The organism is Nostoc sp. NZL (assembly GCF_015714705.1).
Taxonomy (GTDB): domain Bacteria; phylum Cyanobacteriota; class Cyanobacteriia; order Cyanobacteriales; family Nostocaceae; genus Nostoc; species Nostoc foliaceum_A.
Genome location: NZ_WBKL01000148.1, coordinates 61,820 through 77,823, shown reverse-complemented (window position 1 = coordinate 77,823; position 16,004 = coordinate 61,820). Strand labels below are relative to the sequence as shown.

Here is a 16,004-nt window from a genome sequence, read left to right as displayed (position 1 = left end):
TTATGAAATTTTTACAAGAGTGATATGACTTTACAATTACCTATTTCTTTCTATCAGACAGTTTGGTTTAGTTTTGCCATTATTACGTTGATTATTGGTACACGCTTACTCATATTTATGCTGATGAGGATGTGGCGTAAGCAAAAATATAAGTTGGTATGGACGCCAATTTCTTCTATAGAACGTCGTAGTAACTTATCGTATGATGAGTTTTTTCGGGAGTATTCGTCTGTTGGCAAGCCTGTGATCATCACTGACGCGATGAAAGATTGGCCTGCCTCAACGAAGTGGACTTTGGATTTCTTCAAGTCAGAGTGTGGCTCGCTCAAAGCTAGTGTTAGAGAAGACGGTGATTATAAAAATCAACTACAGATGACTGTTACAGATTACATTGATTATTTAACTGCTGGCGAGCGTAACAAAACACTCTATCTGTTTGACTTTCATCCTTATCATTATCCTCAGCTTTACAACGACTACAGAGTTCCAGTTTACTTCCCTAATTGGTGTGACAGACTGCCCAAAAAGTTTCAAGAAAAATATGATTATCCATTAGATTATATCCTGATAGGTGGTAGAGGTTGTTCAATAGGTCTTCACGTTGATGGTGGATACACTTATGCATGGCTAGCATTAATTTCTGGTAAGAAAAGATGTGCCTTATTTACACCCGATCAAACAGAGGTGTTGTACAATGGCAAAGTTGATGTCTTCAACCCAGATTTAGAAAAGTTTCCGCTCTATGCTAAAGCTAAGTCTGTGGAAACTATATTAGAGCCAGGAGAAATACTTTACATTCCAACTCGTTGGTGGCATCAAGTAGAGAATCTTGAAGATAGCATCGCTTTAAGCCACAACATAATAAATGAATTGAACGCAGAATTGTGTTTCCAAGATATTTATAAACACAGTCCAATAAATAGTTATATTTTACCATTGGCTTTGGAATTTCCGTTGGTTACAAAGTCTTTATTTGCTCTTAATTTTTTTCAAAAGCGTACTTGACAACTTTCCAAGTATTTATTTCCAAATTTTACATTTAAACAAAAATTATCTTTTCTAAAACTAAATAATTAGCCATCATGAACTGGACACACTAAAAGCTCAAGTTTGACAGTGCATTAAAAACTATTTCTCAAGGATTTTTACCAATGAAAATAAAAAGTGATCGCCAAATATTTTTTAAGAATCTACCTCATCAATTAAAGTCATTTATCTACCGTAAGGATTTAACCAAGTTGCTACCTCTTTATAACAGCAAATGGAATCCTCACATATATGGTCAACATTACCAACATCACTTTGCCCCTTTGAGAACCAAAAAATTGAAGATTTTGGAAATTGGTGTAGGTGGCTATGATGATCCTCTATCTGGAGGAGATTCTTTAAGAATGTGGAAGACTTATTTTCCTAACAGTATGATTTACGGTCTAGATATCGTAGATAAAAGCTCTTTAGAAGAAGAGCGGATTAAAATATTTCAGGGTAGCCAAGTTGATGAAGTCCTTTTAAAAAAACTCGTCTCTGAAACTGGTAAACTAGACATTATTATTGATGATGGTAGTCATCGTAATGACCATGTAATTCAAACTTTTAAAATTCTGTTCCCACAATTAAATGATGGTGGCATTTACGTAGTAGAGGATACACATACTTCTTATATACCCAGTTACGAAAATTGGTCAAAATTTTGTAACGATCCTTCTCCTCCTCATTGGGCAGAATATGGAGGCAGCCTGGATTTATATGATTCTAAAACAATGATCAATTTTTTTAAAAGACTGGTTGATTGCCTCAGTCATCAGGAGTTTATACATCCAGGTTATACACCTAATTATTTTGACCAGCATATTGTGGCAATACACTTTTACCGTAATCAAGTCTTTATCCATAAAGGAGATAATACAGCACCAGGTAACGCAGTAAAAGATAACGTACTTAGACCAGAATTTTTACAAGAAATTGGCATAAAATCAATGGAGGAATTAGGGTTAGATTTCTCCCAGATTGACGATCCAACAAAGTACTTAAATAAACGTTAGATTACTGCTAAAATTTTCTGCATTTGGCGCAGTTCATAACCTACCTAAAATTTATTTTTAAGTCCAGTTAATAGAGCCAATACTCACCCTGAAAGTTCTACAGCGCCATGAAAAATATTGAAGACTTTTATCCGCTTTCACCTATGCAACAGGGCATACTCTTCCATGCCCTTTATACTCCAAAGTCTGGGGTTTATTGCGAACAATTTAGCTGTAATATCCACGGACATTTAAATATTTCACTATTTAAGCAAGCTTGGCAGCAAGTCGTAGAGCGTCACCAAATTTTACGTACTTCCTTTATTTGGGAAGGACTTAAAGAACCTGCGCAAGTGGTGCATAAGCAAGTTGGGCTGCCTTGGGAGCAACAGGATTGGCAGGGTTTGACAAGCGTCGCCCAGCAAGAACGCATGGAGGATTTTCTCAAAGTAGAACGAGAGCGAGGCTTTGAACTTTCTCAACCACCGCTAATGCGCTTGAGTGTGATTCAGTTAGGCGAAAATGACTACCGTTTTATCTGGAGCCATCATCACTTACTGCTGGATGGATGGTCTTCTTCCCTACTCCTCAATGAAGTCTTTGCCCTTTACAAAGGATTCACTCAAGGTGAAAACTTATCTCTAGAGCGCCCTCGTCCTTTCCGTGATTACATAGCTTGGTTGCAACAGCAAGACCTAGCAGATGCCGAGATATTTTGGCGGCAAAGGCTTAAAGGTTTTTCCACATTAAATTCTTTTAGGGTAGACCGGAAAACTGATAACTTGGTTAGTCAAAGCAATAACTATGACACACAACACGTCCGGTTATCAGAGAAAGAAACTTCTGCATTGCAACAGTTTGCTCGACAGCAACAGTTCACACTCAACACCTTATTACAGGGCGCATGGGCTATCCTCCTGAGTCGTTATAGTGGTGAACACGATGTCAACTTTGGAGCCATTGTTTCTGGTCGTCCGCCAACTTTAGCTGGAACTGAGTCGATGGTGGGGTTGTTTATCAATACTCTGCCAATGCGAGTGTGCATTCATCCAGAAGAGTCTCTCTTACCTTGGCTAAAGAGGCTGCAAACAGAGCAGATTGAAGCACGTCAGTATGAGTACAGCCCACTAGTAAAGGTGCTTGGCTGGAGTGATATGCCTAATGGGTTGCCCTTGTTTGAGAGCATTTTCAACTTTCAGGACTACTCAACAGATTTTTTTGCACAACAGCAGTTTGACAACCTGCAAATTTCCAATTTTTGCAATTTTGCTCATACCCATTATCCGCTCACTGTATCAGTGGAGGTGGATTCAGAATTATTACTAGAAATTGAATACGATCGCCAGCGCTTCGACTCAGCTACAATAACTCGAATGCTGGAGCATCTCCAGACTTTACTTGCGGGTATGGTCGCAAATCCGAAGCAGCGACTTGCTGACTTACCGTTACTGACTGCACAAGAGCGTCATCAACTACTGGTAGAGTGGAATAACACTCAAGCTGATTACTCTCAAATCTGCATTCATCAGCTATTTGAGGCGCAGGTAGAACGTACACCTGACGCTGTGGCAGTGGTTTTTGAGCAAGTACAACTGACCTACAGAGAACTAAATCAACGTGCGAATCAGCTAGCAAATTACCTGCAAAAGCAAGGAGTTGGGCCAGAAGTGCTTGTGGGGATTTGCGTAGAGCGATCGCTGGATATGATAATTGGTCTATTAGGAATCCTCAAAGCTGGTGGAGCTTACGTTCCTCTCGATCCAACTTATCCTCAAGAACGCTTGGCCTTGATGTTGAAGGATACACAAGTGTCAGTTATCTTAACCCAGGAGCGACTGCTGTCTGTACTCCCCGAACATCAGCAACAAGTAGTGTTATTAGATACAGACTGGTCAGTTATTGCTCAAGAAAGTTGGGAAAACTTAGTAACTCAGACTCAACTTGATAATCTCGCTTACATTATCTATACATCCGGCTCTACTGGTACACCTAAGGGTGTGATGATTGAACATCGCTCCTTAGTCAACTATATTGAAACTGCTTGTTTAGAGTATGAGATCAAACCGAGCGATCGCATTTTGCAATTTGCCTCAATCAGCTTTGATGCCGCAGCCGAAGAAATTTTTCCCTGTTTAATACAAGGCGCAACTTTAGTTCTGCGTACTGATGAGATGTTGAGTTCCATACCAACGTTTGTGCAACAATCTCGGCATTTGGGATTAACAGTACTTGACCTACCCACCGCTTTCTGGCATCAACTGACAGCCGAAATATCTGCTGCAAATTTGCCATTACCCGAAACACTACGACTAGTAATTATTGGTGGCGAACGCGCTGAATATTCTTATCTAGAAATTTGGCAGCAACATGTCAGTCAACAAGTGCGCCTCGTTAATAGTTATGGTCCCACAGAATCAACGATTGTCGCAACGCATTGCGATTTATCTGGGCTAAGAGCTGTTAAATCATTTGGGCGAGAATTGCCCATCGGCAAGGTAATTCAGAACGCTCAAACTTATGTGCTTAACTCCAATTTACAACTTACTCCGGTAGGCGTTCCGGGCGAACTTTACATCGGCGGGGTGGGTGTGGCACGAGGCTACCTCAACCAACCAGAACGCACAGCTTTAGCATTCATATCTAATCCTTTTGACAAGGCAGGAGGAAGTCGTCTTTATAAAACGGGTGACTTAGTTCGTTACCTCCCAGATGGAAAGCTGGAATTTCTAGGGCGTATCGACCACCAAGTAAAAATTCGTGGTTTCCGCATCGAACTTGGAGAAATTGAAGCGGCATTAACACAATATTCAGCAGTGCAACAGGCTGTAGTGATAGCACAAGCAGATGAACGGGGTCACAACTATTTAGTGGCTTATGTTCTTCCTAACCAAGAACAAACACCTACAATTACTGAACTGCGGCATTTCTTGGAAGATAAATTACCGAATTACATGATGCCTTCAGTCTTCATTTTCTTGGAGGAAATACCACTCTTACCTAATGGCAAACTGAACCGTCATGCACTACCGACACCAGATAATTTACGCCCACAATTGGCAGTTGATTATGTAATGCCAAAAACAGAGCGTGAACGAGCCATTGCTAATATTTGGCAGCAGGTATTGAATGTAGAAAAAATCGGTATCCACGATAATTTTTTTGAATTAGGTGGTAATTCATTGCTAATGCTTCAGATTCATAGCCAATTGCGTAAGGTATTGTCGTTAGAATTATCATTGCCAGAAATGTTTCAATATCCCACCATCAATTCATTAATAGATTATTTTAGTCAAGCCAATAATAAAGTTTCTTATTCTGAACGAACTGAAAAGCTAACAGAAGGTAAGCAAAGACTCGAACAACGTCTTAAACAAAGACAAAAATCTTAAACTATTAAAGAGTTATAGAAGAATGAATACTTCTGCTGAAGCATACAGCGTAACAACTGGTTTAGAGATAGCAATTATTGGCATGGCGGGGCAATTCCCCGGAGCTAAAAATATTGATGACTTTTGGAAAAATTTACAAAATGGTGTAGAATCAATTTCATTTTTTACGGATGAAGAAGTAAAAGATTCAGGAACAAATCATAATTTGCTACAGGCTACAAATTATGTAAAAGCTGGAGCAATATTAGAAAATGTAGAAACATTTGATGCTTCATTCTTTAGCTTTAATCCTAGAGAAGCAGCAATTACTGATCCACAGCAACGGGTATTTTTGGAGTGTGCTTGGTCAGCCGTTGAAGCAGCTGGCTACAATGCAGAAACATACGAAGGATTGATTGGAGTTTTCGCTGGTACAGGTCTGAACAGCTATTTATTCAACCTTGCTTCTCAGCGGGAGAATTTAACAGACTTCAGTGATTTTCAAATAGCTATTGCTAATGATAAAGATTTTCTAACTACACGCGTATCTTATAAATTAAATTTGAAAGGGCCGAGTTATACAGTTCAAACTGCCTGTTCTACTTCCTTAGTTGCTGTCCACTTGGCTTGTCAAAGCTTACTAAGTGGAGAATGTGATATTGCTTTGGCGGGTGGCGTAGCGATCGCACTGCCTCAAAAAGGTGGATATTTGTATCAACAAGGAGGAATTTTGTCTCCTGACGGGCATTGTCGAGCTTTTGATGCTCAAGCGCAGGGAACTGTCAGCGGTAATGGTGTAGGTATTGTAGTTTTAAAACGGCTAGCAGAGGCGATCGCTGATGGTGATTCTATCTCTGCTGTGATCAAAGGTTCAGCTATCAACAATGATGGCTCATTCAAAGTTAGTTATACAGCACCCAGTATAGATTCTCAAGCAAAAGTGATTAGGGCGGCTCAAATAATGGCAGAGATTGAGCCAGATACTATTAGTTATATAGAAACCCACGGCACTGGCACAACTTTGGGCGATCCGATTGAAATCACAGCCCTGACACAAGCTTTTCGTGACAAAACGCAGCAAAAAGACTTTTGTGCTATTGGTTCGGTAAAAACAAATATTGGACATCTTGATACCGCAGCTGGGATCGCAAGTCTGATTAAAACTGTATTGGCAGTTAAAAATAAACAAATACCTGCCAGCTTGCACTTTGAGCAGCCTAATCCTCAGATAGATTTCGCCAATAGTCCTTTTTACGTCAATAGTTCCTTGGCAGAGTGGAAAACCAACGGCACTCCTCGCCGTGCGGGAGTAAGTTCTTTTGGTATTGGTGGCACTAATGCCCATGTAATTCTCGAAGAAGCCCCAATTGCTGAATCTTCCAGTGCTTCTCGCCCCTGGCAATTGTTACTACTCTCGGCAAAGACTAATACAGCTCTGGAAACTGCTACAGCAAATTTAGTTGCTCACCTCCGACAACATCCTGATTTGAACTTGGCTGATGTCGCTTACACCTTAGATGTGGGTCGTCAGGCTTTTGACCATCGCCGCATGGTAGTATGCCAAAACCTTGATGATGCAGTAGAAGTGCTGGAAATTACAGATTCTCCAAGAGTTTTTACCAGCTACCAGACACCCAGCAATCGCCCTGTTGTGTTTATGTTTTCTGGACAGGGAACGCAGTACGTAAATATGGCGCTGGAACTCTACCAGAGTGAACCTATCTTCAGCGAGCAAGTTGATTACTGCTGCCAAGTGCTAAAACCGCATCTTGGGTTGGATTTGCGTAGTGTACTTTATCCCCACGAGCAAGACACTACCCAGGAACTAATGCAGACTTCTCTGGCTCAACCTGCACTATTTGTAATTGAGTATGCCTTAGCTAAGTTGTGGATGGCATGGGGAGTACATCCGCAAGCGATGATTGGTCATAGCATTGGGGAATATGTAGCTGCAACTCTAGCCGGAGTTTTTTCTCTAGAAGATGCTTTAGAACTAGTAGCTACGCGAGGAAGACTGATGCAGCAACTTCCTGCGGGGGAAATGGTGGCTGTACCTCTATCAGAGTCGGAGATTAAACCCATACTTGGTGAGAAACTTTCTTTAGCAGCCATCAATGGGCCTGCCATGTGTGTGGTTTCAGGTGGTAGCGAGGCGATCGCTTTACTACAAAATCAACTCACTGAAAAAGGTGTGGAATATCGCCCCTTGCATACATCTCATGCCTTTCATTCCCAAATGATGGAGCCTATCCTGACTCCATTCATGCAGCATGTTGCAAAACTCAATCTGAATCCCCCAGAAATTCCTTTTGTATCCAACGTAACTGGTACTTGGATTACCGCAACAGATGCGACAGATCCGAGTTATTGGGTGAAGCATTTACGCCAAACAGTTCGTTTTGCCACGGGTATGGCTGAGTTACTCCAAGAACCAGAACACATTTTCTTAGAAGTTGGCCCTGGAAAAACTTTGAGTACTTTAGCTAAACAGCAGCTTATTGGATATACTCAACAGGTTGTGGTTTCTTCAATCCGCCACCCCCGCGAACAAGAGTCAGATATAGCGTTTTTGCTCACTACTCTCGGCAGACTTTGGCTGGCTGGTGTGCAGGTGAATTGGTCAAAATTTTACTCACAAGAACGCCGTCACCGCATCCCCTTGCCAACTTATCCATTTGAGCGTCAGCGTTATTGGATTGATGCCCAGAAACAGCCAGACCTTCCCAAGACTGATTTACCAGTATTACTTGCAACCTCCAAAAAGCCAGACGTTGCAGACTGGTTTTATATCCCATCTTGGAAACGCTCTATAGCTTTGACCTTCAAACCAGGGGAAATGCAGATTCGCTCCACTTGGCTTGTTTTTATCGATGAGTGCGGGTTAGGTTCTCAACTGGTAAAAAGACTGGAACAAGAAAGTCAGAACGTGATTATTGTCAAGGTCGGGTTAGAGTTTAGTGAGGTGAGTGAATCTCTTACAGATAAATATTTTCAACGTATATTTACTATTAATCCTCATAATCATCAGGATTATAATGCCTTAATGGAAAAACTTTATGCAACAGACAATATTCCTACAAATATTATTCATTTATGGAATGTAACACCAGATATTTATCAAACATTAAGCCTTAATCAAGCTCAAGATTTAGGTTTTTATAGTCTGTTGTTTTTAACCCAAGCGCTGGAAAAACACAATTTTAATAATAAAGTGGAAATTGTCGTTATATCCAACAACATTCAAGCAGTAACTGGAGAAGAATTACTATGTCCTCAAAAGGCAACTGTGCTTGGTTGTATAAACGTCATTCCCCAGGAATACCGAAATATCCGTTGTCGTAGTATTGATATTGTTATTCCCAAATCTCTTCAAGAGAATAAACAGAAACTTACAGACTATTTATTATTAGAAATTGCCAAGAAAACTTCTGAATTAGTGATAGCTTATCGTGGCGATCATCGCTGGGTGCAAACTTTTGAACCACTTCGATTGGATAACTTTAATAGAACAACCACTAAATTCAGAGAAGGAGGAGTTTATTTAATTACAGGAGGACTCGGAGACATTGGACTTGTGCTGGCTGAACATTTTGCTAAGACTGTTCGAGCCAAATTAATACTAATAGGGCGTTCAGCACTGCCCGCACCAGATGAATGGGAAAAATGGTTAGTTACTCATGATGAAAACGACGGCACAAGCCGCAAGATCCAAAAATTGCAGGAATTAGAAAAACTAGGAGCTGAGGTGATAGCGATCGCTGCTGATGTCGCCAATGAACAACAAATGCAGGCAGCGATCGCGCAAGGTGAGAAGCGGTTTGGTCAACTCAATGGTGTGATTCATGCTGCTGGGATCGTCGCAGGAGATTCATTTAAATCCATTGCACAGATTGGTAAAACGGAGTGTGAGCTGCAATTTCAACCAAAAGTATACGGAACCTTGGTTTTGGAAAAGATTTTGCAGAACAGAAAGCTTGACTTTTGCGTATTAATGTCTTCCATATCCACAATTTTAGGAGGACTAGAATTTATTGCTTATTCGGCAGCTAATGTTTTCATGGATGCTTTTGTTCATCAGCATAACCAGAAAAATTCGTTCCCTTGGTTCAGCATAAATTGGGATGGTTGGCAATTAGAAGAAGAACATCAACCAAATATATCCTTTGGTGGAAATTTGACTAAATTGGCAATGACACCAACAGAGGGTGTGGAAGCATTTGAAAAGCTTTTATCTTGGGGTGAAGTCAACCAGCTAATTGTCTCAACTGGAAATCTACAAGCCAGGATTGACCAATGGATTAAGTTGGAACCTTTACCACAAAAAGCTGCTTCTCAAATAGATAATTCATTTTCACTTCATGCCAGACCAAATTTGCCCAATACTTATGTTGCTCCGAGAAATGAGACTGAGCAAGCACTCGTTAACATTTGGGAAGAACTATTGGGGATTGAGCAAGTAGGGATTTACGACAATTTCCTAGAATTAGGAGGACATTCTCTGCTAGGAACTCAAGTTATCTCACGAGTGCGCGAAGCATTTCAGGTCAATCTGCCGCTGCATGAGCTGTTTAAAGAGCCTACCGTAGCCGGACTAGTTGAGCAAATTGAGAGAATCCGTTCGATAGTCCAACAGATAGGCGATCGCCCTGCTGCAATAATGAACAACCGAGAGGAGATAGAGTTATGAAAACTATCGAGGAGTTTTTGTCTTACCTTGGCAGCTTGGACATTAAGCTTTGGGCTGATGGCGATCGCCTGCGCTGTAACGCACCCGAAGGAACCTTGACATTAACTTTGCGTACTCAAATACAAGAGCGTAAAGCAGAAATACTCCCGTTTCTTCAAAAAGCTCATCTTGCTTCTAGTTCTACTTTTGAGGCGATACAGTCAGTACCACGAGAAGGAAAGCTACCTCTATCCTTTGCTCAACAACGGTTGTGGTTCCTAGACCAGTTAGAGCCAAACAGTGCCTTGTACAACATTCCGGTTGCTGTCCGCCTGCAAGGTCAACTAAACATACTAGCCTTAGAACAAAGTCTTAAAGAAGTTATTCGCCGCCACGAAATTTTACGCACCAACTTCATCAAAGTTGATGGGCAACCAGTTGCAATCATTCAGCCAGAAAGTGCTTGGCAATTGTCAGTTTTTGACTGCGAAGATCTGCCAACAACTGAGCAACATCAGCATTGGCAAGAATTAGCAACACAACAAGCCCAGCAACCCTTTGACCTAGCGACTGAACCGTTAGTACGGGCGACTTTACTAGTGCTGAGTGAGACAGAACACATCTTGCTACTCATCATGCACCACATTATTTCTGATGGGTGGTCAATGGGTGTAGTTATGAGTGAGTTAGCCACACTCTATGAAGCCTTTTGTATTGGACAACTCTCACCTCTAGCCGAACTACCAATACAGTACGTAGACTTCGCAGCTTGGCAACGGCAGTGGTTGCAAGGTGATGTACTAGAAGCCCAACTCACTTACTGGCAGCAACAACTCGCAAATGCGCCAGCTTTATTATCACTGCCTACTGATCGACCCAGACCAGCAGTACAAACTTTCCAGGGGGCATCTCAATCCTTCGTACTCTCTGTAGAGCTAATTGCAGCACTCAACTTACTGAGTCAGGAAGAAGGAGTTACCTTGTTCATGACCTTGTTGGCAGCCTTTGACACATTACTTTACCGCTACACAGATACAGAAGACATCTTGGTTGGTTCACCCATCGCTAACCGCAATCGCAGTGAACTTGAAGGATTAATTGGCTTCTTTGTTAACACTTTAGTTTTCCGCGCTGATATGTCAGGCAATCCCAGTTTTCGAGAATTACTGGGTCGAGTCCAGAAAACAGCAATGGATGCCTATTCTCATCAAGACTTACCGTTTGAGATGCTGGTAGAGGCATTACACCCGGAACGAAACTTAAGCCATACACCTGTGTTTCAGGTAATGTTTGTACTCCAGAATGCTCCCATGCCCAAGATGGAGCTTCCCGGCTTAACTCTGAGTCCATTGGCAGTAGAAAGCTTGACAGCAAAGTTTGATCTTACCTTGACAATGGAGAACACCCCTAATGGATTTGTGGGGTCGTGGGAATACAACACTGACGTATTTGATGCTAGCACCATCGAGCGAATGACAGGGCATTTCCAGACCTTACTCGCAGGGATTGTTGCAAATCCTAAAGTGCCAGTTTCCCAATTGCCGCTACTTACAGAAATTGAACGTTACCAATTATTGTATAAATGGAACGACACTCAAAGAGACTATCCCCAGGATAAGTGTATCCATCAGTTGTTTGAGGAGCAGGTAGAGCGATCGCCAGATGCCATTGCTGTAGTATTTGAAGACCAACAGTTGACCTACCAAGAACTGAATCAGCGAGCCAATCAGCTAGCACACCACTTGCAAAAGCTAGGAGTGGGGCCAGAGGTACTTGTGGGGATTTGTGTCGAACGCTCCTTAGAAATGGTTGTGGGACTACTTGGAATTCTCAAGGCGGGTGGGGCTTATCTACCCTTAGACCCAGATTATCCCCAACAACGACTGAGTTTCATGTTGTCAGATGCAAAGGCGAAAGTGTTGTTGACGCAACAGCGGCTAGTTGAGAGGCTAACTGAGCATGAGGCGGCTGTGGTGTGTTGGGATAGTGACTGGCAGACATTTGCTCAAGAGGATGCAGAGAATTTTGCCCGCGGGGTGAAGTCAACAAACCTAGCCTACGTACTTTATACCTCCGGTTCTACAGGTAGACCCAAGGCAGTAGCTATCGAACATCGCAGTCCAGTCGCTTTAGTAAGTTGGGCATCAGAAGTATTTAGCTCACAGCAGCTTGCTGGTGTATTAGCTTCCACCTCTATCTGTTTTGACCTCTCAGTTTTTGAGTTGTTTGTGCCACTGTGCTGGGGTGGGAAAGTTATTCTTGCCGTAAATGCGTTACATTTACCCACCTTACCTACTGCTAACCAAGTCACTCTAATTAATACAGTACCGTCGGCGATCGCTGAGTTAATTCGAGTTATTAGTTTACCTGATGGGGTATGTACAGTCAACCTAGCTGGTGAACCTTTACAAAATCAACTTGTACAGCAGATTTATCAGCAAAAGACAATCCAGCATGTCTTCAATCTTTATGGCCCCTCAGAAGACACCACTTACTCTACATTTGCTTTGATAGAAAAAGGTATAAGCCAGTTACCTACAATTGGTCGCCCGATTGCTAATACACAAGCCTACATTCTAGACCGCTATCTCCAACCCGTGCCTATTGGTGTACCAGGCGAATTGTACATTAGTGGTTCTGGTCTAGCACGAGGCTACCTCAACGCAAGAGAGTTGACACAAGAGAAATTCATTTCCCATCCCTTCAGCAATGACCCCCATTCCCGTCTCTACAAAACTGGTGATTTAGTTCGCTACTTAAGTGATGGCAATATAGAATACTTGGGACGCATCGATTACCAAGTCAAAATTCGCGGCTTTCGTATTGAGTTAGGTGAGATTGAGTCCGTGCTAGCCCAACACCCGGATGTGGAAACATCTGTAGTGATAGCTAGACAAGACACTCCCAATACTCAAAGCTTGGTTGCCTACTTTGTCCCCAGCCACAAACAGACACTGACAATCAGTGAGTTGCGGCAATTCCTCAAAAGAAAGCTGCCTGAGTACATGGTTCCTTCAGCTTTCGTGATGCTAGAAACCTTACCTCTAACTCCCAACGGCAAGCTAGACCGCAAAGCACTACCAGCACCCGACACAGCCAGACCCGAATTAGACAAAGTGTTTGTAGCTCCTCGCACTCCCATTGAGGAGGTAATAGCAGGAATCTGGACTCAGGTACTTGGTTTAGAGAAAGTTGGCAGCAATGACAATTTCTTCGAGTTGGGAGGACACTCCCTATTGGCAACGCAAGTTATTTCACGTCTCCGGGATGCTTTTCAGGTAGAGCTACCGCTACGCTATTTGTTTGAGTCACCAACAATAGCAGAACTTGCCCAAAGCATTGAAGAACTGATGAAAGCTGGGCAGGGACTCAAGGAACTACCTATTCAGCCTTGCTCACGCCAGACAAATTTACCTCTGTCGTTCGCTCAACAACGTCTGTGGTTTATCGACCAGCTAGAGCCTGGTAGCTCGTTATACAATGACACTATCGCTGTACGCCTTACAGGTAGGCTCAATATTGCCGCTTTAGCGCAGAGCCTCAATGAAATTGTGCAGCGTCATGAAGCTTTACGTACCGCTTTTACCACGGTAGATGGACAACCAGTCCAAGTAATTACGCCTGTCTTAAGATTAAGCTTACCGATAGTAGACTTGCGTTCACGAAGTGTTTCTTTCAGAGAATCGCTCCCTTCAAATACGCAGCAGATAGAGATAGAACATTTTGCCACAGAAGAGTTACAGCGACCCTTCAATTTGGCAGAGGGACCACTACTGCGAGTCATGCTACTGGAATTGGATAAAGATGAGCATGTACTTTTATTTACAATCCACCATATAGTTTCTGACGCTTGGTCGTTGGGGTTACTCGTCCAAGAAGCGGCGACACTTTACGAAGCCTTCAACCGTGGTCAATCGTCACCACTACCGGAACTCCCCATCCAATATGCAGACTTTGCTTATTGGCAGCAGCAATGGCTGGTGGGAGAAGTTTTAGAAAAGCAACTTTCATACTGGCAACGGCATTTAAGTGGCGCTCCCAACATGCTAAAGTTACCGATGGCTCGACCACGACCGACAGTCCAGACTTTCGGCGTAGGAAGTACTAACTTTGTCATCCCCAAAGCGTTAACTGAGGAAATCAAAACGCTCTCGCGCCAGGAGGGAGTCACTCTTTTCATGATCCTGCTGGCAACCTTGCAAACGCTTTTATCACGTTACACCCATCAAGAAGACATCGTTGTTGGTACAGATGTTGCTAACCGTAACCGTAGCAATACCGAACAACTAATCGGGTTCTTTGTCAACCTACTAGTCTTGCGGACTGATCTCTCTGGCAACCCTAGTTTTCGGGAGTTACTGGGGCGGGTGCGAGAAGTGGCATTAGGAGCCTATGCTCACCAAGATTTACCTTTCGCCAAATTGGTAGATGCTTTACAACCAGAACGCAAGTTAGGTCATACACCACTATTTCAAATATTGTTCGTCCTTCAAAATACCCCAAACCCAACCGTAGAGCTTTCAGAACTTACCTTGACGCCGATGGAAATTAACACTGGTATGGCAAGGTTTGACTTGGCTTTATTTGTTACAGAAACCGAACAAGGACTTATTGGCACTTGGAAATATAGCACCGACCTTTTTGATGCTGATTCCATCACCCGCATGTCAGGCCACTTTGAAACACTGCTCAAGAACATTGTGGCGCAGCCCGATACTAGAATTAATAGTTTAGAAATGCTGACTGAACCTGAAAAGAAACATCAAAGCTTAGAACAAAAACAACGCCAAGCGGCTAAGTTAAGCAAATTCAAAACGGTTAAACCTAAAGCTGTAAGTTTGCCATCAGGAGAATTAATTAAAACAGATTTTCTCCAGCCGGAAAACACCTTACCTTTGGTAATACAACCTGATGCAGCAGATATTGAACTTGCAGACTGGGCAAAAAGTCACCGCGACTTCATCGAAACTCAGCTATTAAAGCATGGTGCAATTCTCTTCCGCAACTTCAATATCAATTCAGTTTCTGAGTTTGAAAATGTTGCTGGTGCTATTTGCCCAAATTTATTTGGTGAGTATGGCGATTTACCACGTGAAGGAGTAGGCGGTAAAGTTTATGGTTCTACCCCTTATCCCAACGACAAAGCAATCCTGTTTCATAATGAAAGTTCGCACTTACAGCAATGGCCAATGAAAATTTGGTTTTTCTGTGTGCAACCAGCCCAGCTTGGTGGAGAAACACCGATTGTCGATTGTCGGAAGATTTATCAACTCCTCAACCCCAAACTGAGAGAGCGATTTGCTGATAAAAAACTGATGTATGTCCGCAACTTCACAGAAGGTTTAGATGTGAGTTGGCAAGAGTTTTTTAGAACTACAGAAAAAGCAGTAGTTGAAGATTATTGTCGCCAAGCAGGAATGGATTTTGAATGGTCAGATAATAGTTTAAGAACTCGCTCTTATCGACAAGCGATCGCTAAACATCCACGCACTGATGAATTAGTATTTTTCAATCAATTGCAGTTGCACCATATATCATATCTAGACTCTGAAATTCAAAATTCCCTATTGTCATTATTTGGAGAGCAAAGGCTACCACGTCATGTCTATTATGGCGATGGTTCTCCTATTGAAGAATCAGTAATTCAAGAAATTAGCGAGATTTATCAACAGTCACAAGTTAGTTTTGCTTGGCAAAAAGGGGACATAATAATGTTGGATAATATGTTGGCTGCCCACGGACGAAATCCCTTTGTTGGTTCACGAAAAATTGTAGTCGCAATGGGAGAAATGATAATTTGTGAAAAAGTAGCAAAACTTTAATCACTAGAAGATAAATTCATAGTACAATCTTTCTATAACGAACCTAAGTTTATAAATTCTCTCTCCTTTCTTCGCGTCCTTTGCGGTTCGTTAAAAAAAGCATTTTTCACAACTCAACTAGCACTCC

At 42.2% G+C, this 16,004-nt stretch carries 5 protein-coding genes; all 5 read left to right on the top strand.

Annotation, left to right across the window (positions count from 1 at the left end):
* Window positions 1-24: 24 nt before the first annotated feature.
* On the top strand, window positions 25-1,005 hold the full coding sequence (locus F8R90_RS20875) for a cupin-like domain-containing protein (RefSeq protein ID WP_196512273.1): 981 nt from the start codon (window positions 25-27) through the stop codon (window positions 1,003-1,005).
* A gap of 146 nt (window positions 1,006-1,151) precedes the next feature.
* Window positions 1,152-2,042 carry a hypothetical protein gene (locus F8R90_RS20870; protein WP_196512272.1) on the top strand — a complete coding sequence of 297 codons (891 nt, stop codon included), beginning with the start codon at window positions 1,152-1,154 and terminating at the stop codon, window positions 2,040-2,042.
* A gap of 107 nt (window positions 2,043-2,149) precedes the next feature.
* Window positions 2,150-5,410 carry a non-ribosomal peptide synthetase gene (locus F8R90_RS20865; protein WP_196512271.1) on the top strand — a complete coding sequence of 1,087 codons (3,261 nt, stop codon included), beginning with the start codon at window positions 2,150-2,152 and terminating at the stop codon, window positions 5,408-5,410.
* Between the two features lie 22 nt (window positions 5,411-5,432).
* Window positions 5,433-10,076, top strand: coding sequence for a type I polyketide synthase (locus F8R90_RS20860; RefSeq protein WP_196512270.1), 4,644 nt, complete (start codon window positions 5,433-5,435; stop codon window positions 10,074-10,076).
* Window positions 10,073-15,877 (top strand): non-ribosomal peptide synthetase, encoded by a 5,805-nt coding sequence (locus F8R90_RS20855; RefSeq protein ID WP_196512269.1) that lies wholly within the window; start codon window positions 10,073-10,075, stop codon window positions 15,875-15,877. Before F8R90_RS20860 ends, F8R90_RS20855 begins: the two co-directional genes overlap by 4 nt.
* Window positions 15,878-16,004 lie beyond the last annotated feature (127 nt).

Excerpts from the sequence above, each read along its gene's own strand:
- F8R90_RS20860 (WP_196512270.1), top strand. The coding sequence starts at position 5,433 with ATGAATACTTCTGCTGAAGCATACAGCGTAACAACTGGTTTAGAGATA.
- F8R90_RS20870 (WP_196512272.1), top strand. The coding sequence starts at position 1,152 with ATGAAAATAAAAAGTGATCGCCAAATATTTTTTAAGAATCTACCTCAT.
- F8R90_RS20855 (WP_196512269.1), top strand. The coding sequence starts at position 10,073 with ATGAAAACTATCGAGGAGTTTTTGTCTTACCTTGGCAGCTTGGACATT.
- F8R90_RS20865 (WP_196512271.1), top strand. The coding sequence starts at position 2,150 with ATGAAAAATATTGAAGACTTTTATCCGCTTTCACCTATGCAACAGGGC.
- F8R90_RS20875 (WP_196512273.1), top strand. The coding sequence starts at position 25 with ATGACTTTACAATTACCTATTTCTTTCTATCAGACAGTTTGGTTTAGT.